Here is a 19,549-nt window from a genome sequence, read left to right as displayed (position 1 = left end):
TCGTCTCGTAGGCGTCCTGGGCGAGCAGTCCCTCCTCGGCGAGTGCCTGGAGCGTGGGTGCGAGGTCGCGGTAGACCAGCCGTATCCAGGTGTGCGGGGAGCGCTGGATGCCCCAGCAGTACTCGTGGTGTTCGCTCCAGGTCGAGTTCCTGGTAGACCCTTGACCTTGTCGTCCTGGCAGACGTTGCAGTATCCGCAGAGCGAGTTGCAGCGGAAGGTGATGAAGAAGCGGGCCGACTGCAGGGATCCGGGCGTGACCGCCGCTGTGGGCGCGGTGCCTGCCGCGGGTGCCGCGTCTGCCGTGGTTGTTGTCACGCTGTGTCTCCGTGTCATGTGGTCGGTCCTGAAGGCGGCGTACGGGGCCGGATCAGGGCAAGGGTGTGCCGCGGGCGGCGATCCAGAGCTCGTACCACTCCTCGTGGGTGAGCGCGGGTTCACGGACGGCGGCGTCCCGGCAGGCGTGGATGCGGTCGGGGCGCGCGGTGCCGATCACGGGCGCGATGCCCGCGGGGTGCCGCTGGAGCCACCAGAGGACGATCGTCTCGGGGGTGGTCCCCTTGGCCTCGGCGAGTGTGGCGACCAGCCGGGCGGCCGGGGTGTCCTCGGCGCCGGTGTAGCGGCCCTTGGCGAGGGCGCCCCAGGCCTGCAGGCGGATGCCCTGGGCGGAGCAGTACTCGAGCGTGCCAAGCGGGAAGCCGTTCGCGGCGGCGGGCGTGTTCACCAGGACGCCGGCTTCGACCCAGTCGCGCCGGCTCAGGCTCATCTCGAGCTGGTTGACGGTGAGCGGGTGGCCGAGCCAGGTCTGGAGGTGGGCGATCTGCGCGCCGCTCATGTTGGACACGCCGAAGTGCCGTACCAGTCCCCGGTCGTGGAGCGCGGTGAGCGCCTCGGCGATCTCCTCGGGGCGGGCGAGCGGGTCGGGCCGGTGCAGCAGCAGGACGTCGACGTGGTCCGTGCGCAGCCGGGCGAGGCTCTCCTCTACCCGCTGGACGATGCTCGGGCCGCGCAGGTCGTACCGGCCCGGCCCTTCGCCGTCGGCGAGCCGGATGCCGCACTTGGTCTGCAGGGTGATCCGGTCGCGCAGTCCGGGGGTGCGGGCGAGTACCTCGCCGAAGACCGACTCGGACTTGCCGTGCCGGTAGATGTCGGCGTGGTCGAAGGTGGTGATGCCGGCGGCCAGGGCGGCCTGGACGGCGGCTTCCGCGTGGTCGATGTCCTGGGCGGTGTACGGCTGCCGGTCCCAGCCGCCGCCGAGCCCCATGCAGCCGTAGACGAGGCGGCCGGTGCCGGCCGGCTCCGTGGTTCCTGTCATGCGAGGTCCTCTCCTTCGGCCGGGAGGTCCGCTCTTGCCGATGCGGGGGCCGCGCTTTCGGCCGGCTCGGCGGTGAACGCGGCGGCCGGCAGCTCGGCCAGCGCCAGCACCGGAAGCTGGGTGTTGGCAGCCGGGACGGTGGGCAGCACGGACGCGTCGGCGATCCGGAGGTTGGCGACGCCCCGGACCCAGCCCGTTCCGTCGGCCACGGCGGTCGGATCGTCGGCCGGTCCCATGGCGCAGGTGCCGACGGGGTGCCAGTACGTGCCGAGGCGGGCGCGGAGTTCGCCGTCCGTCAGGTCCCGGCCCCGGGGTCCCGGGACCGGGCCGGCGAGGGCCTTCAGGGCGGGTGCGGCGGCCAGCCGTTCGACGGTCTCCAGCCCCGACCGCAGGACGGCGAGGTCGGCGCCGTCCGGATCGGTGAGGAACGCCGGGTCGATGTCGGGGGCGGCCTCGGGGTCGGCGGAGCTGATCCGGACGCGGCCCCGCGAGGCCGGTTTCATCAGGAAGGCGGAGATCCCGGCCTCGTAGCGGCCCGCCGGCAGCTTCCCGAAGAGCGGCGGGCCGGCGGAGGGCAGGATGTCGCTGAGGCGCGAGGCCAGGACGCAGCCGGCCACTCCCCCGCCGAGGACGACGACGTCGTACCCGGCGGAGGCCGGTGGGCCCGCGGACCGGGCGCCGACGGTCATGTGGCGCTCTCCCACGTGGCCGCGCGGGCGAGGAGTTGGTCGAGGCCGATGGCGTCGGCCCGGGTCGCCGGCACGGTACAGGCGTGGGCGCCGGCCACCGCGCCGAAGAGCCCGCACCGGCGCAGCGGTTCGCCGGTCAGCCGGCCGAAGAGGAAGCCGGCGGCGAAGGCGTCGCCGGCGCCGTTGGAGTCCACCACGGGGCCGGGGGGTGTGACCGGCGGGATGTGGGTGAGCTCGCCGTCCGCGAGCATGAAGGCGCCGTCGGCTCCGGCGGTGGCGACGACGATCTCGGCCCGGCCGCGCTCGACGATCTGCCGCATGGTCCGCTCGTGGTCCGTCAGCGCGGTCGTGGAGACGAAGACGAGGTCGGCCTCGTAGGCGAAGGGCTCGTGGTACGGGTTGTCGCCGTCCCAGTTGTGCAGGTCGGTCGAGAGGGTGACGCCGGCGTCCCGCAACGCGGGGAGGGCGAAGGCGCACGGGTAGGTGATGGAGACATGGGCGTGGCGGCTGGTCGCCGCGAGCGCCCGAACCGTTTCCTCGGGCAGCCGGTCCGCCTCCTGGGAGCGGCTGTCGTCGTACAGGGAGAGCCGTCGCCCGTCGGGTCCGACGAGGTTGACGGCGCGCTTGGTGCCGCCGGGGAGCGGGACCTCGGTGAGCGCGATGCCCCGGTCACGGTGGAATGCCCGCACGAGGTCGCCCGCCTCGTCGGTGCCGATCATGTCGAGGTGGTGGGTGCGCAGGCCGAGGGCGCTGACGCCCAGGACGACGAAGTCGCCGGTCTGTCCGGCGCGGGTCTCGATGCCGGGCCGGATCATGTAGCTGTCGGCGTAGGGGAGCGGCAGCTCGGGGACGTACACGATGGTGTCCACGCCCGCTCCTCCCAGGACGAGGACGTCGGTCTCAGTGCTCACGCTGTTCCTCCCGGAGCTGGGTCCAACTGTGGTCACCAGCAGGGGAGTCAAGCAGTCCGTCCGACCCCCGACAAGATCTTGCAGAGGTTTTCCGCAAGTTATTGCGAGCCTGGGACGCGGGGCTGCCCAGCCCGTCGTACAGCCCGGCCACGACGCGCGGGCCCGCATGCTCCCGGATCTCCTCCAGGGCGAGCGGGCGGCCGCCTCGGCGATCGCCGCGCCGTGCGTCGCGTAGGCCTCGTCGGGCAGCAGGTCGAACCAGCCGTACCGCAGGAGCAGTTCGATGTCGCGTTCGGACCGTCGCCCGTCCCACAGGTCGCTGAAGGCGTCGAGGTGCCGGCGGGCCACCTGCTGCCAGGTGAACTGCCGTGCGGTGGCCATGACGTTGGCCCGGAGCCGGGCGTACTGCTCGGGCTGTTCGCGCAGCCCGTGTGCTGCACAGCCTGCCGGCGGTACTACCCGAGGCCATCGGGGAGGAGTTCCGTCTCGGGCGGCCTCGACTGGCGTTCGTGAACGCATGCGTGGCGGCAACCATCCCCCCACCGCGAGGCCTGCGAGGGTCTCCCGGGCGCTGTCGCTCAACGCCGCGTTCGGCGGCGCCAACGCGGCCCTCGTACTGGGCGCTCCGCACTCCCTTCAACCGGTGTGAGAGCACACGCCAGCTGCGTGAGAGGGTCGGCGGGCGGGCGGCCCCAGTCAGTTCGCCGCCAGGACCCGTTCAAGCGTGGCGTAGCCGGCCGGTTCCCAGGTCGGCTTGCCCCCGGGCAGACCGCGCCTCCCAGCCCGTCCGATCGAGATCAGGTTCAGGGCGCGCAGGACGGCCCAGCCGCGGGCCCGGGCGATGGTGGCGTCGTCGGCCTGCTCATAGGCGTCGAAGAACCGACTCGCCGCGCCGGCGGGCAACAGGATCCAAGCGGCCGAAAGATCGGTCGCTGGATCGCCCGCGCACATTTCGCCGAAGTCGATCACCCCGGCGAGCATCCCGTCCCGGACGACCACGTTCGCCGGATGCAAGTCACCGTGCAGCCAGAGCGGCGCGCCCTGCCAGACCGGCGCCGCGACGGCCTTCTCCCACACTTCCCGCGCGGCGTCCACGTCCGCGTGGCCGGCGATGACCTCGAACCAGCCGTCGGCCCCCTGCACTTCGGCCAGGGGGACGCCGCGCGAGGGGTTGCCCGGGGCGTCGGCCGGCGCCTGGTGATGCAGCGCTCTCAGGAACCCCGCGAGGATCTCGGCCGCCTCGATGCGCGTGATCGGCGCGTGATCGGCCGGCTCGCCCTCGACCCAGCGCGCGATCGTCCACGTGTGCTCGAACAGGCTCGAAGGGTGACCGATACGCACGGGGGTGGGCGTGGGCAGCGGCAGGCGTTCGCCCAGCGACGGCAGCCACCTCTGCTCCGTGTGCAGCAGAGCCGGCGCTCGCTCGGTGCGCGGCAAGCGCACAGCCAGCTCCTCCCCCAGGCGCCACTGCTGGTTGTCCCAGCCTCCGTTGACATCACGCAGCTCAAGGTCCGCGAGATCCGGGTGCTGATCCCGCAGCAGTGCGTGCACCAAGTCCTGCTCGAATGTCAACTCGTCCATTGCTCATCCTTAGATCACTGGCATGCGCAGGCACGCTAGCACCGGTCGAACACCGGGGTGACCGGGATCGTGCCGCATGACCGAAGAGCCAATAGGCACGGCGTCGGCTCAGCCCGAGGATTGGCTCGTATTCCAATGAAGATGTGCGCGGCGTCTCCGGGAGAAAAACATGGACATCGGTTCCCTGCAGCGACTCACCTGGGAAACAAGGTACTGAAGGGTTACAACACCACCGACGTACCGCTGGAGTTCTGCATGCTCCAAGAAAAGGCGGCGGCGGCCTTCACCGCACTGCGAGCCCAGAGCGGAACACGAGGACCGTCCTTCGGTGAAATCGCCGATCGTTACGACCGCTTTCGGCCCAGCGTGCCGACCACGGCTCTGGACTGGCTCCTCCCGGACGGCTGCGAGACGGTGGTCGACCTCGCTGCCGGCACCGGCGCGCTGACCCGGCGCCTGGTGGGCCGTGTGCGGAACGTCTTCGCCGTCGAGCCCGACCCGCGGATGCGCGAGACGCTCGCCCGCACCTGCCTGGAGGCGCTGCTGCTGCCGGGAACCGGCGAGGAGATGCCCCTGCCCGACAGCCGGGCCGACGCGGTGCTGATCTCCATGGCCTGGCACTGGATGGACCCGGACCGCGCCGTCCCGGAGATCGCGCGGGTACTCCGGGGCGGCGGCACGTTCGGCGTCCTGTGGAACCACCGGGACTTGTCCGTCCCGTGGGTCGCCAAGCTCGACCGCTTCACCCGCGCACTGCGGGCCCGCGAGAGCGGCCGGGGTGCCACCCCGCTGGCGCCGAACCGTGACGTCATGGACCCGCCGACCGGGTCGCTGTTCAGCCTGCTCGAAGAACTGCGCCCGACGCGGTCGCCCACCTCGGTGTTCGGCACATCGACATGCCGCTGACGCCGAGCCGCGTCTGGGCGGCGATCAGGGAAGCGGGCGTGGAACGCCGGGCTCGGCGTTGAACGGCGAACGGATCACTGGCGGACAAAAGAGGCGACACCGGTAGGAGGTGTCGCCCCCTGGCGCAGTCATGGGGACTCAGGCGAGAGGGGAGCTCCCACCACCGTGTGCGGGCTTGCCGACGTACTCGGCGAACGCCCTGTAGGCCGGCGCGTCGAAGAGGACGAAGCGGACCTCCTCGACAGCCGTCTGCGTGGCGTGCACCGTTTCCACCGCGATACGGGCGCCGTCGGCCATCGGCCAGCCGTAGATCCCCGTCGAGATCGCCGGGAAGGCCACGGTGCGCGCACCCAGTTCGTCCGCGACCCGGAGCGACTCGCGGTAGCAGGAGGCGAGGAGGTCGGAGCGGTCCTCGACGACGGAGTGGACCGGGCCGACGGTGTGGATCACCCAGCGGGCGTGCAGGCGTCCGGCGGTGGTGGCGACGGCCTGGCCGGTGGGCAGCCCGCGACCGTAGTGGGAGGCGCGGAGCTTGCGGCAGTCCTCGAGGATCGCCGGTCCGCCCCGGCGGTGGATGGCGCCGTCGACGCCTCCACCGCCGAGCAGGGAGGAGTTGGCGGCGTTGACGATGGCGTCGACGTGCTGGTCGGTGATGTCGCCGTGGACCAGGGTGATGACGGGCGGGCTCTGGGTCATGACGTTCCTCCACGCAGATGGCGCCAGACGGCCTTGGCGGCGTTGTGGCCCGACATGCCGTGGACTCCGGGGCCGGGCGGGGTCGCCGAGGAGCAGATGAAGACGGCGGGGTGCGGCGTGCGGTACGGGAAGAGCGAGAGCTTGGGCCGCAGGATCAGCTGGAGGCCGCTGGCGGCGCCGCAGGCGATGTCGCCGCCGATGTAGTTGGCGTTGCGGGCGGCGAGCTCGGGGGGTCCGGCGGTGGCGCGGGCGAGGACGCGGTCGCGGAAGCCGGGGGCGAAGCGCTCGATCTGCCGCTCGATCGCTTCGGTGAGGTCGCCCTCCCAGGAGTTGGGAACGTGGCCGTACGCCCAGAAGACGTGCTTGCCCTCGGGGGCGCGCGAGGGGTCGACGAGGCTGGGCTGGGCGGTGATGAGGAAGGGGGTCCTGGGGGCGGTGCCGTGGTACGCCTGGTCGAGGGCGGCGCCGATCTCGGCGGTGGTGGGGCCGACCTGGACGGTACCGGCGCGGCGGGGTGCTTCGGCGGTCCACGGGACGGGTCCGTCGAGCGCGTAGTCGATCTTGAAGACGCTGGCGCCGTAGCGGTAGCGGTCGTAGGCACCGCCGAAGCCGGCGATCCGGGCCAGCGCGGTCGGCGAGGTGTCGAAGACATAGGCGCGGGCGGGCGGCAGGTCGTCCAGGCGCTTGACCTCGAAGCCGGTGTGGATCACGCCGCCGAGGTCCTGGAGGAGGCCGGCGAGCGCGTCGGAGATGGACTGCGAGCCGCCGCGGGGCATCGGCCAGCCGTTCTCGTGCGCGGCGAGCGCGAAGATCAGGCCGACGGCGCCGGTGGCGAAGCCGTTGAGGGGGGCGATGACATGGGCGACGAGTCCGGCCATGAGGGCGCGGGCCTTGTCGTCCCGGAAGCGGCGCGCCAGCCAGCCGTACGGCGGGAGTCCGTCGATGCCGAAGCGGGCCAGGGTGACGGGGTCGCGAGGCAGCGCGGTGAGCGGCAGGGACATGAAGTCCCGGGCCAGGGTGTCCCACTTGCCGAGGTACGGGGCGACGAGGCGGCGGTACGCCCCGGCGTCGCGGGCGCCGAAGGAGGCGGCGGTCTCGGAGACGGAGCGGGAGAGGACGGCGGCGGTGCCGTCGTCGAAGGGGTGGGCCATCGGCAGGTCGGGGTGGAGCCATTCGAGGCCGTACCGCGCCAGCGGCATGGCCTTGAAGGCGGGCGATCCGATGCCGAGGGGATGGACGGCGGAGCAGGGGTCGTGGCGGAAGCCGGGGAGGGTGAGCTCCTCGGTCCTGGCACCGCCTCCGACGGTGTCCTGGGCCTCGAACACGGCGACGCTGTGGCCCCGCCGGGCGAGTTCGGCCGCGGCCGTGAGTCCGTTGGGTCCCGCCCCCACGACGACGGCATCGAGCATGGACGTCACCTTCGGACTCCTTCGTCAGCCGGTGGCCAGGGTTCCCAGGATATTCCGGCGGGGGCGGGCGGGTGTCGGCGGCCCGGCGTCATCCGGCCACATGCCCGGTCCTACGGGCTGCCGGGCCGTACGCCCCTGTCAGACCGTCAGCAACTCCACGACCCTCCGGGCGGTCGCGGCGTCGCGGGCCGCGGTGAAGGGCAGGGTGTTGCCGCCGATGATGCGGAACGGCTCGTAGGTGGTGGTCAGATGGGCGCCGCCCGCCTCGGTGACCAGGAGGAGGCCGGCCGCGTGGTCCCAGGCGTACTCCCAGGAGAAGGCGACGGCGTCCAGGTCGCCCCGGGCGACGGAGAGGTACTCCAGGCCGGCCGAGCCGCAGGGGCGGGCGCTGACGCCGTCGACGGAGAGCCCGAGCAGGGCGTGCTTCTGCTCGGGCGTGGTGTAGTCGGGGTGGGAGGTGGCGATCCGCAGCGGGGCGCCGGGGGCGGGGGCACCGGCCCGTATCGGCTCGCCGTTGAGCAGCGCGCCGCGGCCCCGGACGGCGACGGCCATCTCCTCCAGGGCGGGCGCGTACGTCCAGGAGGCGAGGACCTCGCCGCGCCGGGCGAGGGCGACGAGGGTGCAGAAGCCGCGCTCGCCGTTGACGAACTGGCGGGTGCCGTCGACGGGGTCGACGATCCAGACGGGGGCCTCGCCGCGCAGCGCGTCGTAGACGGTCGGGTCGGCGTGCACGGCCTCCTCGCCGACGACGACCGAGCCGGGCAGCAGCGTGGTGAGCGAGGCCGTCAGATGCTCCTCGGCCGCCCGGTCGGCGACGGTCACCAGGTCGTGGGGGCCGTTCTTCTCGACGATCTCGTGGGTGGCGAGCTGCCGGTAGCGGGGCATGATCTCGGCGGCGGCCGCCTTGCGGACGGCCTCCTCGACGTCGGACAGGGCGCCGGCGGACAGGTCAAGGATTTCATCGATCATGTGTCCAGCAAAGCACGGGCCGCTGACAATCGGGGTGGTGCGGGGCGTATCGCCCGGTCATCCGCCGTTCAGCGCCCGTTCGCGGAGAAATGCTGGAAATCGGGGGCGGAGCTCCAGCGTCCGCCCCACTGCCAGCCGATCGCCTCGAAGGCGGTGGTGAGGACGTCGCCGGGCAGGATCATGCCGGGGGTGACCCGGCTCCGGTCCAGGAAGGGGACCCCGTCGGGCGGGTGGACGGTGCCGCGGCGGTCGACGTACGGGTTCTCCAGCGGGTTGATGTCGACGGCGTCGCCGTGGGCGTGCTGGGAGAGGCGGGTCGCGTCACCGGTCACCGAACGGCAGTTGAAGGCGGAGGTGTTGTCGGCGGCCATCGAGGCGGGGTCGCTTGCGCCGTACTCGGTGACGGGACGCATCCGGCGGATGGGGAAGCGCGCGGCGAAGGCCTTGCCGAAGACGGTGACGAGAGGCGCGACGACATCCTGATGGACGATCAGTTCACCGCGGCGGACCTCTCGGGCGAAGTCCCAGTGGTTCATCGTGATCCGGCGCAGCCGCTCTGGCGGGACCGGGCAGCCGGGGCGGTAGGAGGCGCCGAGCTCGGCCGCGGTGACCGGTGTGACGACGGCGTCGAGGCGGGCGGCGCGGGCCCCGGCTCCGGCCGGTGGCGGGACAAAGACCAGGACCAGGGCCGCCGCGGCCGCGCGGAGTACGATTTGCACCTTTTCACCCTAGGTGCACGGCACCCCGCCCCGCAGTTCGGACGCGCCACCCAGTCCCCTAATGGGGGCGCCTGGCCGGGAAGCCGTGGACGCGTGCGGCGAGGACCACGATGAGGACCGGGGCCAGCAGGGCGAGGACGCTCCATGCGAAGGAGGCGGCGCCGAAGAGGCCGAGGAGGATGCCGCCGACGACTCCGCCGGCCGCCATGGCCGCGTTCCAGAGGGTGACCAGCATGGCCTGCGCGGCGTCCGCCGAGTCTCCTGCGGCGTCGGCGACGGCGGTCTGGAGCAGCGTGGGGGCGCCGCCCCAGCCCAGGCCCCACAGGGTGACGGCCGCGTACACGAGGGCGGGGCTGTCGGCGAGGGCCGCCAGCAGGGCCGCGGCGAGGGCGAACAGGAGCACGGCGGCGACGGTCAGGGCGCGCAGCCGCCGGTGGATGTGGACGCCGACGATCCAGATGCTGAGCAGGGAGGCGGCGCCGAAGACGAGCAGGACCAGGTCGGTGGAGCCGGCCATGCCGAGCCGGCCGAGGAAGGGCGCGATGTAGGTGTAGAGCAGGGTGTGCGCCAGGACGAAGACGAGGGTGACGGAGAGGACCGGTGCGACCCCGGGGACGGTGAGGGCGCGCAGCATCGGCGGGCGGTGGCCCCGGCGCTGCCCGGGGTGGTCCGGGACGGTGAGGGCGATCCAGCCGATGAGTACGCCGGCGAGGGCAGTCATGAGGGTGAAGGTGACACGCCAGCCCAGCGCGTGGCCGAGGAAGGTGCCGGCCGGGACACCGAGGGAGAGGGCGAGCGGCACACCGGTCATGACGAGGGCGATGGCCTTGCCCTGGAGCGGTACGGGGGCCAGGCGCCGGGCGTAGCCGGCGAGCAGGGCCCAGGCGAGGCCGGCCGCGACTCCGGCGACGAACCGGGCCGCCATGGTGAGGGGGTAGTGGCCGGAGAAGGCGGTCACGGTGTTGGCGACGGCGAACCCGGCCATCGCGGTGAGCAGCAGCCGCTTGCGGCGCACGCCCGCGGTGGCGGCGGTGAGCGGGATCGCGGTGAGGGCGGTACCGAGGGCGTAGATGGTGACCGACTGACCCATGGCGGACTCGCCGACGCCCAGGTCGGCGCTCATCGCGGGCAGTACACCGGCGGGCAGGGTCTCGGTGAGGCTGGTGACGAAGACGGCGGTGGCGAGGGCGAGCAGCGCGGGCAGGGGGAGTCGGGCCTTGGCCGGGGCGGGGGCCTTGCCGGTGGGGGAAACGACCTGTGGAGTCGTGCAGGTGGTCATGGCACGTATGCTCGAACCTTCACATTGATGTGAGGGTCAACGCGACGGGACGTGAGGGCGGTCACATGCGCATCGGGGAGCTGTCGGAGCGGACCGCGACACCACGGCGGCTGCTGCGCTACTACGAGGAGCAGGGGCTGATTCTTCCCGACCGCTGCGGCAACGGCTACCGCAGCTACGACGAGCGGACCGTGGACCGGGTGCTGCAGATCCGGGGGCTGCTCGACGCGGGGCTGCCGACCCGCATCATCAAGCAGATCCTGCCGTGCCTGGACAAGCCGCGGGTCATCCATTTCGAGGACGCCACACCGGAGATGCTCGCCGTGCTGGAGCGGGAGCGGGACCGGATGACCGAGCGCGTCAACTGCCTGATCCGCAACCGGGACGCCATCGCGGAGTACCTCGACACGGTGCGCGCCACCGCGGCCGCAGGCGGGGGCGTCAGCGACTGACGGCGGCGGGGAGCGGCGGTGTCTTCTCGAACCAGCGCAGCTCGTCCTCCAGTTGGGCGGCGAGCGAGATGAGCCGCTCCTCGCCGCCGTAGGGGCCGAGCAGTTGGGCGCCGACCGGCAGGCCGTCGGTGGTGAATCCGGCGGGGACGTTGACGCCGGGCCAGCCGAGGACGTTCCAGGGCCAGGCGTAGGGGCAGGCCGCGGCCATCGTCAGGTCGGTGCGCCAGGCCGGCAGCGCGTCGAAGGTGCCGATGCGGGGCGGCGGGGCCGCCGTGGTCGGGGCGAGCACGATGTCGTACGTGTCGAAGATGGCGCCGATCCGGGCGTGTTGGCGGCCCTCGCGGGCGCGGGCAGCGCGCAGGATCCGGCCGCCGAGGTGGTGGCCGGTGCGGGTGGCGCTGCGCGTGCGGGGGTCGAGCAGGGCGGGCTCGGGGTGGCGGTCGGCGTAGGCGGCGATCCCGGCGGTGGCCCGGGGCAGGAAGCTGAGGCCGATGAGTCCGTAGCGGGGGCGAGCCTCTTCGACGGTGTGGCCGAGGCGGGCGAGCGTCTCGGCCAGGGCGAGCACGGCGGCGCGGATCTGCGGGTGCAGCGGCGTGGGGGTGGCGGTGAACGGCGCCCGCAGGGCGAGCGCGATCCGCAGCCGTCCGGGGTCGCGGCGGGCGGCGGCGCAGGCGTCGAGCGGCTTGGCGGCGGTGCCGTCGGTGGAGCTGACGGCGTCGAGGAGGAGGGCCGCGTCGGCCACGGTCCTGGCGAGGGGTCCGTTGACCGTGAGGCCTTCGAAGCAGTCGGTGTACGGGTGGGTGGAGACCCGGCCGCGCTGCGGTTTGATGCCGACGAGGTGGGTCCAGGCGGCGGGGATACGGATGGAGCCCGCGCCGTCGGAGCCGAGGGCGGCGGGGACGAGCCCGGCCGCGACGGCGGCGGCCGACCCGCCCGAGGATCCGCCGGGGGTGTGCTCCGTCGACCAGGGGTTGCGGGTCGCGCCGAAGGCGGCGCCTTCGGTGAAGGGCCACTGGCCGAGCTCGCAGGAGTTGGTCTTGCCGACGATCACGGCTCCGGCGGCGCGCAGCCGGCGGACGACCTCGCCGTCGGCGGCGACCGGTGGCAGGTCCCCGGCGCAGCCGAAGGCGGTGGGCAGCCCGGCGACGTCGGTGTCGTCCTTGACGGCGACGGGCACACCGAGCAGCGGTGCCTTCTCCCCCGCCGCCAGACGCCGGTCGGCCTCCTCGGCCTCGCGCAGCGCCTCTTCGGTCCGTACCAGCCGGAAGGCGTTGAGGGTGCCCTGGGTGGCCGCGATCCGGTCCAGCGAGGCCTTGACCAGCTCCACGGAGGTGGCATGACCCTCCGTCAGATTCCTTGCGTGCCGCGCCAGTCCGTCATGGGTCGTCGCCATGGCGCGGAGCCTACTGGAGAGTAGGAAGGGTGTCAGCCCCCGGCGCCGTCGGCCTACCGGCGGCTGCGTACGAGCAGGTGGAGGAAGTACGGCGTGCCGATCAGGGCGGTCATGAGACCGGCGCCGAGCTGGGCCGGTGCGATGACGGTCCGGCCCACCAGGTCGGCGGTGCAGACGAGAACGGCGCCCAGGAGCACCGAGACCGGCACCACTCGGGCGTGCTGCCGGCCGACGAGGGCGCGTGCCGCGTGCGGTGCCACGAGCCCCACGAAGGCGATGGTCCCCGCGGCGGCCACGGCGGTCGCGCTGAGCAGGACGCTCAGCACGAGGAAGCCGAGGCGTCCGCGTCCCAGGTCGAGTCCGAGCAGCCGGGGGGTGTCCTCGTCGAGCGAGACGAGGTCGAGTTCGGTACGCCGCATGGCCGCGATGGTCACACCGACCGCGAGGACGACCGCGAGGGGCGCCACGTCGGGCAGCGACCGGCCGTAGGTGGAGCCCGACAGCCAGGTGAGCGCCTTCGTCGCGTTGAACGGGTCGGTGAGGATGATCATCAGGCTGATCAGGGCGGCGGACCCGGTGGCGACGCCGAAACCGACGAGGACGAGCCGGTTCTGCTGGAATCCGCCCCGCGCCGCGAGCCCGAACACGAGGACGGAGCTGGCCGCGGCACCCGTGAGCGCCGCGGCGGCCAGGCTCCACGATCCGGCCGCGGTGGGAAGCGTCGTCACGAGCAGCACGGCACCGACCGCGGCACCTCCGGAGACACCCAGGACGCCTGGTTCCGCGAGGGGGTTGCGGGTCACGGCCTGGACGAGTGTTCCCGCCAGGGCGAGGGCAGCTCCCGCGAGGAGGGCGGCGAGGACGCGCGGCACGCGGGTATCCAGGACGAACGTGACGGTCCGGCCGGCCCGGCCCTGCGCCCAGTTCGCCACGTCACCGAGCAGCAGTTTGCTGTCGCCCAGGAGCACGGCGGCGATCGTGACGCCGACGAGGACGGCCACCAGGGCGGCCGTGGTGGTGAGGAAGACGGTCCGGCTCCTGATGCGCAGCCGTTCGGCCGCGGCCGCTCCGGCGGTGTCCCGGACCCGGGTGGCCATGACGACGAGGAAGACGGCGCCGACCAGCATGGTGATGACTCCGGTCGGCACGGCGACGGCGACGTCGGCCGGCACGACCGTGCGCAGGAGCACGTCGGAGCCGAGGACCAGCGCGGCACCGGCGAGACCGGTGACAGGAAGGCTCGTGCGGGTGCGGGTGAATCCGCGGACCCGGCGGGCCAGGGGACGTACGAGCGCGGGAGCGCACAGGCCGACGAAGCCGATCGGGCCGGCGAGGGTGACGGCCGCCGCGGACATCAGCGCCGCGAACACGACCGCCGTGACGCGGGTGGCGCGGACCGGGACGCCGAGGCCGCGGGCGGCGTCGTCGCCGAGGGCCAGGGCGTCGATCCGGCGGGCGATCAGGAGCAGCCCGACGAGGCCGGCGATGGCGACCGGCGCCATCTGCAGCACGCCGTCGAACCCGTTCTGGGAGATGCTGCCCTGGTTCCACTGGTAGACGCCCTCGGTCTGCTGGGGGAACAGCAGGAGCAGGCCTTCGGTGGCGGCGGTGAGGCCGAGCATGAGTGCGTTGCCGGCGAGCACGAGCCGTACGGTGCCCGTTTGGAGCCCGGACAGGCCGAGGACGACGGCCGCCGCGGCGAGGCCGCCGGCGAACGCGATGCCGGAGGAGGCGAACAGCGGGAGTGAGACGCCGGTGACGGAGGCCAGACCGAGCGCGAAGTAGGAGCCGGCGTTCACCGCGAGGGTGTCCGGTGAGGCGATGACGTTACGGCAGACCGCCTGCAGGGCGGCGCCCGCCATGCCGAGTACGGCTCCGACGAGGAGCCCGGCGGCGGCCCGCGGCAGCCGGGAGGCGATGACGACGGAGGCGTCGGCCGGGTCGGCCTGGCCGGTGAGCGCCTTCCAGACCTCGGATGCGCCGACCGCGGCGGTGCCCTGCGTGATGTCGGCGATCGCGAGGCCCACGACGAGCAGGGACAGGGCGGCCGTCACCGCGGCCGCGCCCGTCCGGGACGTGGCCGCCGACGGACGGGTGACGGGAGTCGTTGCGGTGACGGCCATGGTGCTACTTCGTCAGCGTGGCGACGACGGCGTCGACGTACTTGCCCATCGACTCGGGCCCGCCGAACATCCAGATCCCGTCGGGCAGGCGGTGGACGTTGCCCTTCTTGACGAACGGCAACGAGGTCCACACCTTGTCCTTGGCCAGGACGCCGGTGAAGGGCGTGCTGGCCTTGTCGCCGTCGTTGCCGATGTAGGCGAAGTGCACGTCGCCGAGCTTGGTGAGGCCCTCGACGTCGGTGGTGCCGAGGCCGTAGGCCGGGTCGCCCTTGACCGTCCAGGCGTTCTTCAGGCCGATCTTCTCGTTGACCGCCCCGATGAGCGAACCGCTCGTGAACGGCCGGATCGAGGCCTGGTTGGAGACGACGTAGCCGTCGGCGAAGGCGTACTTCGCGCCGCCGAGACCGGCGGCAGCGAGGGCCTTGCGGCCTTCCTCGACCTTCGCGTCGAACTGCTTCTTGACCTTGCCGGCCTTGTCCGTGGTGCCGGTGGCCTGGGCGATGAGGTCAAGGTTCTTCGTCATCTGCCCGATGGGGTCGGCGGCGTCGGCGGCGCGCACCGCCAGCACGGGGGCCACCTTCCGCAGCTGCTTCACGGCGGCCGGCGGGAGGTCGGTGGTGGCGACGATGAGGTCCGGCGCCAGGGCGGCGATGGTGTCCATGCTCGGCTCGCCGCGCGTGCCGATGTCCTTGGGGTCGTTCTTCAGCGGGACGGCGGTGTCCCAGGTCTTGTAGCCCTTGACGTCGGCGACACCGATGGGGTCGACGCCGAGCGAGATCAGGCTCTCGACGACGTTCCACTCGGTTCCGACGACCTTCTTGGCGGGGCCGTCGAGCTCCACCTTGGCGCCGGAGGCGTCGGTGAGGGTGATGCGCTCGGCGGTCTTCTTCACCTTGTCGTCGGCGGCGGGCTCGGTCGTCCCGCAGGCGGTCATGGTGAGGGCCGCGGCGGTGGCGGCCGCCGCGGTGAGGAGGAGGCGTCTCATGAGGTGGTGCTGAGCCTTTCGCTTCGCATGTGGTGCCGGCCGAGCGCGCGGGTGCGCAGCCGGCCTGTGAGGGGGTCTGTGTCGACCTCGATGCGGATGCCGTACGTGTCGGTCAGGCGCTCGCCGGTCAGTACGTCCTCGGGGAGGCCGTCCGCGACGATCCGTCCCGACTGGAGGAGGACGATCCGGTCGGCGACGGCCGCGGCCTGGTCGAGGTCGTGCAGGACGGCGCCGACGGCGATGCCGTGGTCGTCCGCCAGGTCGCGCATGAGATCGAGGAGTTCGACCTGGTACCGCAGGTCGAGGTAGGTGGTCGGCTCGTCGAGGAGGAGTACGCCGGTTTCCTGGGCGAGGCAGCCGGCGAGCCAGACGCGCTGGAGCTGCCCTCCGGAGAGGTGCTCGGCGCCGCGTTCGGCGAGCTCGGCGACGCCCGTCATCGCCAGCGCGCGGTCGACCGCGGCCCGGCCGCCCGGGTCCGCCTTGCCCCAGCGCCCGCGGTACGGGTAGCGGCCGAACTCGACCACGTCCCGTACGGTCAGTCCGCCGGGCGTGGGGCGCCCTTGCGTCAGCAGGGCGACGCGGCGGGAGAACTCACGGGGGCTCAGAGCGAGGCCGTCGGTGTCGGTGTCGATGACGAGCGTGGCGGTCCTGGGCCGCTGCAGCCGGGCGATCGTCCGCAGGAGTGTCGACTTCCCGCTGCCGTTCGGTCCGACCAGGACCGTCACTTCACCGGGGCGCAGCGTCATCGAGGCGTTGTGGACGACATCGACGCCGTCGTAGGCCACCGTGACGCCCGTCGCCGACAGTTCATGGCCACGGGGGCGCTCGGCCGCGGCTGTCTCTTCACCTGGATGCACGCAGCAGAGGTTAGCCTAGCCTTACTCATGCGGGAAAGGGTGTCCTGCCGGGCGGCCGCAAGAGGAAAATCAGCCACCCTCGCAGTCAGGGCCGCGCGGGTGACGTGGGTCACCTTCACCCCCGCCCACTTCAGCGCCACGGCGAGAGAAGTAAGGTTAGCCTTACCTCAATAGACCTACTGTCCGCGCACCTGCGTCTGGACGTACGGGTCAACCCGTCCCGCATGGAGTCCCGTTGAGCACTCACGCCGCCACCGCCCTGCCCGAGCCCACCCCCGCAGAGCGGGTGCGCTCTGTTCTGGCACGCGCGGTTTCGCTGTCCCTCACCACCGCCGGGCAGGACTACGACCTGATCGGCATGCACTCCGTCAGCGCACGGGGGCGGATCGTGCTCCACCCTCCGGCCGACAGCCCGCTGGCGCAGGAGGCCGCCGAAACGCCGCGGGGCAGCCTGGCCGCCCTGCTGGAGTTCACCGACATCGCCCCCACCGCGGTCCGTGACCGCGTACGGGCCAGGGTGACCGTCTCCGGATGGCTCGCCCCCGCGGCCGGCGGCAGCCTGCGGCTCGACACCGCGCGCGTCTGGCTCCGGACACCGGCGGGCGCGGTGGACGTCGGCCTGGACGAGGTCGCCCTGGCCGAGCCCGACCCCCTCGCCGTCGAGGAGGCCGCCATGCTGACCCACCTCGTCGACGCGCACGAGGAGTTGATGAGCGACCTGGTCGGCCTCGCCGGGGACCGGCTGCCGTACGGCATGGTCCGCGCCCTGCCGTACGCCCTGGACCGTCACGCCATCACCCTGCGCTGTGAGTACGCCGTCGGACACTGCGACGTCCGGCTGCTCTTCCCGGCGCCCGCGCGCGACGCCGCCGAGGCCGGCGAGCGGATCCGGCAGCTCCTCACCGCGCCGCGTGAGTGCCCGCACCGGCATCACACGTCCACCCGCCCCTGACCGCATCGCACCGCTCATCCACTCCAACACCCTCGGGGGAACGACATGGGACACGGCTGGCAGGGCGCCGTCCTCAAGCTCATGCGAGGCAAGGACTTCACCTTCACGGTCCGGCACAACGCGCGGATCTCCGACCGGCTCCACCGCCTGTCCTTCAGCGACGGAGGCATGCTCCGGGCGACGGGCACGCACCCGACCATGTGGGTCCGCCTCTGGTTCGACAACGCGGGCCGGCCCCATCAGCGCGGCTACACCCTGGTCAACCCTGACCCGTCCGCCGGCACGTTCGACATGGACTTCGTCCTTCACGCGGGATGCGCCAGCGACTGGGCCCGCGCCGCCCGGCCCGGCGACACCGTCGAAGCGACCGTGCAGGGCTCGGAGTTCGACGCGCCGGACCCCCTGCCGTCGCGGCTTCTCATGGTGGGCGATCCGGCGTCCCGGCCCGCCATCGACTCGCTCCTGGGCGCGATGCCGCTGACTCCCGCGACCGTATGGTTCGAGACGGCCCATCCCCTGGACGACGACCACCCGCCCCGCCCCGGCTCGGCGCACCACGAGGTCGTCCGGGTGCCACGACAGGACGGTGGAGCCCATCTCGTGGACACGGTGCGGCGCGCACTGCCGGAGCTCCTGGACGACGGCTCCTATCTCTGGATCGCCTGCGACACCACGACCACACGCTCGCTGGCCACCTTCGCCCGCAAACAACTCGCCGTGCCCAAAGAGCGGTTGCACGCTCTCGGCTACTGGCGAGCGACCTGAGAAAGCGGCCCTCATGAACGGAGCAGGGACACAGATGCGTACCGCCGTCGGACAGCCGGCCACCGAGGCCGATCCGCTCGCCGCCGGGGACCAGCCCTGGCGGGAGGAGCTCCAGGGCCGGACGGTCGTCGTCAAGTTCGGCGGCAACGCCATGGTGGACGACACCCTCCAGCAGGCGTTCGCCCAGGACATCGTGGAGCTGTGGCACACCGGCCTGCTGCCGGTCGTGGTGCACGGCGGCGGCCCGCAGATCAGCACGATGCTCGAGCGGCTCGGGCTGGAGAGCCGGTTCGAGGCCGGCCTGCGGGTGACCACCCCGGAGACCATGGACGTCGTGCGGATGGTGCTGACAGGGCGGATCCAGCGAGAGCTGGTCGGCGCGATCAACGCCCATGGGCCCTTCGCCGTGGGCCTGTCGGGCGAGGACGCCCACACGATGACCGCCGTACGGCGCCCGGCCCGGGTGGACGGGCGGCTCGTGGACATCGGCCTCGTGGGCGACATCGTGGCCGTGGACCCGGGTACCGTACGGGCGCTGCTGGACCAGGGACGTATCCCGGTCGTCTCCCCCGTCGCGCGCGGCACGGACGGCCAGGTGTACAACGTCAACGCCGATCTCGCGGCCTCGGCGCTGGCGGTCGCCCTCGGCGCCGACCGGCTGGTGATGCTCACCGATGTCGAGGGGCTGTACGCGGACTGGCCGCGCAGCACGGAGGTGATCGAGCACCTGACCGCCGCCGAGCTCGGGGCGCTGCTTCCGGGGCTGGCGAGCGGGATGCTTCCGAAGATGGAGGGCTGCCTGCGGGCCGTCCGGTCCGGGGTCGGCCGGGCTCATGTCCTCGACGGCCGGGTCCCGCACGCGGTGCTGGACGGCGTCCTCTCGGAGAAGAGCCCGGGAACGACGGTCGTCCCGGACGACGTACCGTCGAACGCCCCCGTCGGTCGGTGACATGCGCGGGCCGCCCGGCCCGCGCGCTCAGAGCGTACGGACGAGGACCCGCGCCCCGCGTCGCGGGTCCAGGGCTCGCGCCCATGCCGGGGGGGCAGTGCTCGCGGGGGCGGGGGCGAAGCCGTACCGCAGGAAGAGACGCCCGCTGCCGGTCGTCGCGGTGAACAGCGCGGCGAGCGACTGGGTCCGCGCCTTGGCCAGGGCGGCACCCAGGAGCCGTGCACCGAGGCCGCTTCCCTGGCGGTGCCGGGCGACGCAGAAGTTGTACAGGACCCCCGTGGGACGCCCGTCGGGGGCCGCGGCCGGGTGCAGGCGCAGCGCGAGGCAGCCTTCGAGGCAGCCGTCGTGCGCCTCGGCCACGAGGAAGTCGGCCGCGTGGGCGGCGTAGAGGCGTAACGGCCGCTCCCGCAGCGCTCCCGAGCGGACGAACGGCTCGGAGACGGCGGCGAGGGCGGCCGCGTCGCCGGGGCGGGCGGGGCGCACATGGAGGGCGGCGGGGGGTGGCGGGGCCGTGATCAAGGCGTTCCTTCCTCGGTTCCACCGTGCGCGAAGGGGCGGCCGGATCGCCGCGACACTCCAGCGGAACAGGTGCAACTAAGGTT

At 72.9% G+C, this 19,549-nt stretch carries 19 protein-coding genes; 5 read left to right on the top strand and 14 right to left on the bottom strand.

Translation table 11 applies throughout. The annotated features are described in order from the left end of the window. Positions 1–367: 367 nt before the first annotated feature. From ACZ7LT_RS13365 to ACZ7LT_RS13350, 4 genes are all read right to left on the bottom strand, one after another. Entirely contained in the window at positions 368–1,312 is a 945-nt protein-coding gene (locus tag ACZ7LT_RS13365) for an aldo/keto reductase (protein ID WP_471236131.1), read from the bottom strand. Continuing rightward, on the bottom strand, positions 1,309–2,001 hold the full coding sequence (locus ACZ7LT_RS13360) for a GMC oxidoreductase (protein ID WP_471236130.1): 693 nt from the start codon (positions 1,999–2,001) through the stop codon (positions 1,309–1,311). The genes ACZ7LT_RS13365 and ACZ7LT_RS13360 overlap by 4 nt, the downstream gene beginning before the upstream one ends. Beyond that, positions 1,998–2,912, bottom strand: coding sequence for an adenosine kinase (locus ACZ7LT_RS13355; RefSeq protein WP_471236353.1), 915 nt, complete (start codon positions 2,910–2,912; stop codon positions 1,998–2,000). Before ACZ7LT_RS13355 ends, ACZ7LT_RS13360 begins: the two co-directional genes overlap by 4 nt. 696 nt (positions 2,913–3,608) lie before the next feature. Further along, on the bottom strand, positions 3,609–4,493 hold the full coding sequence (locus ACZ7LT_RS13350; RefSeq protein ID WP_471236129.1) for an aminoglycoside phosphotransferase family protein: 885 nt from the start codon (positions 4,491–4,493) through the stop codon (positions 3,609–3,611). A 255-nt stretch (positions 4,494–4,748) separates the two neighbouring features. Here ACZ7LT_RS13350 and ACZ7LT_RS13345 point away from each other — a divergent pair, with 255 nt between their 5' ends. Continuing rightward, the gene (locus ACZ7LT_RS13345; RefSeq protein WP_471236128.1) at positions 4,749–5,399 is read left to right on the top strand and encodes a class I SAM-dependent methyltransferase; all 651 of its coding nucleotides are present in this window, start codon (positions 4,749–4,751) and stop codon (positions 5,397–5,399) included. A 138-nt stretch (positions 5,400–5,537) separates the two neighbouring features. Here ACZ7LT_RS13345 and ACZ7LT_RS13340 read toward each other — a convergent pair whose 3' ends face one another. From ACZ7LT_RS13340 to ACZ7LT_RS13320, 5 genes are all read right to left on the bottom strand, one after another. Further along, positions 5,538–6,095 carry an O-acetyl-ADP-ribose deacetylase gene (locus tag ACZ7LT_RS13340; protein WP_471236127.1) on the bottom strand — a complete coding sequence of 186 codons (558 nt, stop codon included), beginning with the start codon at positions 6,093–6,095 and terminating at the stop codon, positions 5,538–5,540. Next, positions 6,092–7,513: a phytoene desaturase family protein gene (locus ACZ7LT_RS13335; RefSeq protein ID WP_471236126.1), complete on the bottom strand. Its 1,422-nt coding sequence runs from the start codon at positions 7,511–7,513 to the stop codon at positions 6,092–6,094. Before ACZ7LT_RS13335 ends, ACZ7LT_RS13340 begins: the two co-directional genes overlap by 4 nt. A 129-nt stretch (positions 7,514–7,642) precedes the next feature. Beyond that, entirely contained in the window at positions 7,643–8,473 is an 831-nt protein-coding gene (locus ACZ7LT_RS13330) for an inositol monophosphatase family protein (RefSeq protein ID WP_471236125.1), read from the bottom strand. Positions 8,474–8,541: 68 nt separating this feature from the next. Further along, on the bottom strand, positions 8,542–9,192 hold the full coding sequence (locus tag ACZ7LT_RS13325; protein WP_471236124.1) for a M15 family metallopeptidase: 651 nt from the start codon (positions 9,190–9,192) through the stop codon (positions 8,542–8,544). Positions 9,193–9,250: 58 nt separating this feature from the next. Beyond that, the gene (locus tag ACZ7LT_RS13320; protein ID WP_471236123.1) at positions 9,251–10,471 is read right to left on the bottom strand and encodes an MFS transporter; all 1,221 of its coding nucleotides are present in this window, start codon (positions 10,469–10,471) and stop codon (positions 9,251–9,253) included. 65 nt (positions 10,472–10,536) lie between these two features. On the opposite strand from ACZ7LT_RS13320, the gene ACZ7LT_RS13315 reads away from it, so the two are divergent. Then, the gene (locus ACZ7LT_RS13315) at positions 10,537–10,923 is read left to right on the top strand and encodes a MerR family transcriptional regulator (protein WP_471236122.1); all 387 of its coding nucleotides are present in this window, start codon (positions 10,537–10,539) and stop codon (positions 10,921–10,923) included. On the opposite strand, the gene ACZ7LT_RS13310 is transcribed toward ACZ7LT_RS13315, so the two are convergent. The 4 genes from ACZ7LT_RS13310 to ACZ7LT_RS13295 are packed head-to-tail and all read right to left on the bottom strand — an operon-like array spanning position 10,913 to position 16,281. Next, positions 10,913–12,316 carry an amidase gene (locus tag ACZ7LT_RS13310; RefSeq protein ID WP_471236121.1) on the bottom strand — a complete coding sequence of 468 codons (1,404 nt, stop codon included), beginning with the start codon at positions 12,314–12,316 and terminating at the stop codon, positions 10,913–10,915. The genes ACZ7LT_RS13315 and ACZ7LT_RS13310 overlap by 11 nt on opposite strands. Before the next feature lie 53 nt (positions 12,317–12,369). Further along, on the bottom strand, positions 12,370–14,439 hold the full coding sequence (locus ACZ7LT_RS13305; RefSeq protein WP_471236120.1) for an iron ABC transporter permease: 2,070 nt from the start codon (positions 14,437–14,439) through the stop codon (positions 12,370–12,372). A 4-nt stretch (positions 14,440–14,443) separates the two neighbouring features. Next, complete coding sequence (locus ACZ7LT_RS13300) at positions 14,444–15,424, bottom strand: iron-siderophore ABC transporter substrate-binding protein (protein ID WP_471236119.1); 981 nt, start codon at positions 15,422–15,424, stop codon at positions 14,444–14,446. Continuing rightward, positions 15,421–16,281 carry an ABC transporter ATP-binding protein gene (locus ACZ7LT_RS13295; protein ID WP_471236118.1) on the bottom strand — a complete coding sequence of 287 codons (861 nt, stop codon included), beginning with the start codon at positions 16,279–16,281 and terminating at the stop codon, positions 15,421–15,423. The genes ACZ7LT_RS13300 and ACZ7LT_RS13295 overlap by 4 nt, the downstream gene beginning before the upstream one ends. Before the next feature lie 235 nt (positions 16,282–16,516). Between ACZ7LT_RS13295 and ACZ7LT_RS13290 the strand changes: the two genes are divergently transcribed. Genes ACZ7LT_RS13290 through argB form a run of 3 tightly spaced genes read left to right on the top strand, consistent with a single transcriptional unit; the run spans position 16,517 to position 18,947 of the window. Continuing rightward, the gene (locus ACZ7LT_RS13290) at positions 16,517–17,233 is read left to right on the top strand and encodes a DUF2470 domain-containing protein (protein WP_471236117.1); all 717 of its coding nucleotides are present in this window, start codon (positions 16,517–16,519) and stop codon (positions 17,231–17,233) included. A gap of 45 nt (positions 17,234–17,278) precedes the next feature. Further along, a complete protein-coding gene (locus tag ACZ7LT_RS13285; protein WP_471236116.1) occupies positions 17,279–17,998 on the top strand; it encodes a siderophore-interacting protein in 720 nt (239 codons plus the stop codon). A gap of 34 nt (positions 17,999–18,032) precedes the next feature. Further along, positions 18,033–18,947 carry an acetylglutamate kinase gene (gene argB, locus ACZ7LT_RS13280; RefSeq protein ID WP_471236115.1) on the top strand — a complete coding sequence of 305 codons (915 nt, stop codon included), beginning with the start codon at positions 18,033–18,035 and terminating at the stop codon, positions 18,945–18,947. A 27-nt stretch (positions 18,948–18,974) separates the two neighbouring features. Here the strand turns inward: argB and ACZ7LT_RS13275 are convergent, their stop codons facing one another. Next, on the bottom strand, positions 18,975–19,466 hold the full coding sequence (locus ACZ7LT_RS13275; protein WP_471236114.1) for a GNAT family N-acetyltransferase: 492 nt from the start codon (positions 19,464–19,466) through the stop codon (positions 18,975–18,977). Positions 19,467–19,549 lie beyond the last annotated feature (83 nt).

This window comes from Streptomyces sp. NPDC039465, from assembly GCF_055639315.1.
The sequence above is the reverse complement of the archived record's forward strand: the minus strand, read 5'-3'. Positions and strand labels throughout refer to the sequence as shown.

Bases quoted from the DNA above. Each gene is read 5' to 3' on its own strand.
- ACZ7LT_RS13365 (WP_471236131.1), bottom strand. From the start codon at position 1,312: ATGACAGGAACCACGGAGCCGGCCGGCACCGGCCGCCTCGTCTACGGC.
- ACZ7LT_RS13360 (WP_471236130.1), bottom strand. From the start codon at position 2,001: ATGACCGTCGGCGCCCGGTCCGCGGGCCCACCGGCCTCCGCCGGGTAC.
- ACZ7LT_RS13350 (WP_471236129.1), bottom strand. From the start codon at position 4,493: ATGGACGAGTTGACATTCGAGCAGGACTTGGTGCACGCACTGCTGCGG.
- ACZ7LT_RS13345 (WP_471236128.1), top strand. From the start codon at position 4,749: ATGCTCCAAGAAAAGGCGGCGGCGGCCTTCACCGCACTGCGAGCCCAG.
- ACZ7LT_RS13340 (WP_471236127.1), bottom strand. From the start codon at position 6,095: ATGACCCAGAGCCCGCCCGTCATCACCCTGGTCCACGGCGACATCACC.
- ACZ7LT_RS13330 (WP_471236125.1), bottom strand. From the start codon at position 8,473: ATGATCGATGAAATCCTTGACCTGTCCGCCGGCGCCCTGTCCGACGTC.
- ACZ7LT_RS13320 (WP_471236123.1), bottom strand. From the start codon at position 10,471: ATGACCACCTGCACGACTCCACAGGTCGTTTCCCCCACCGGCAAGGCC.
- ACZ7LT_RS13315 (WP_471236122.1), top strand. From the start codon at position 10,537: ATGCGCATCGGGGAGCTGTCGGAGCGGACCGCGACACCACGGCGGCTG.
- ACZ7LT_RS13310 (WP_471236121.1), bottom strand. From the start codon at position 12,316: ATGGCGACGACCCATGACGGACTGGCGCGGCACGCAAGGAATCTGACG.
- ACZ7LT_RS13305 (WP_471236120.1), bottom strand. From the start codon at position 14,439: ATGGCCGTCACCGCAACGACTCCCGTCACCCGTCCGTCGGCGGCCACG.
- ACZ7LT_RS13300 (WP_471236119.1), bottom strand. From the start codon at position 15,424: ATGAGACGCCTCCTCCTCACCGCGGCGGCCGCCACCGCCGCGGCCCTC.
- ACZ7LT_RS13285 (WP_471236116.1), top strand. From the start codon at position 17,279: ATGGGACACGGCTGGCAGGGCGCCGTCCTCAAGCTCATGCGAGGCAAG.
- argB (WP_471236115.1), top strand. From the start codon at position 18,033: ATGCGTACCGCCGTCGGACAGCCGGCCACCGAGGCCGATCCGCTCGCC.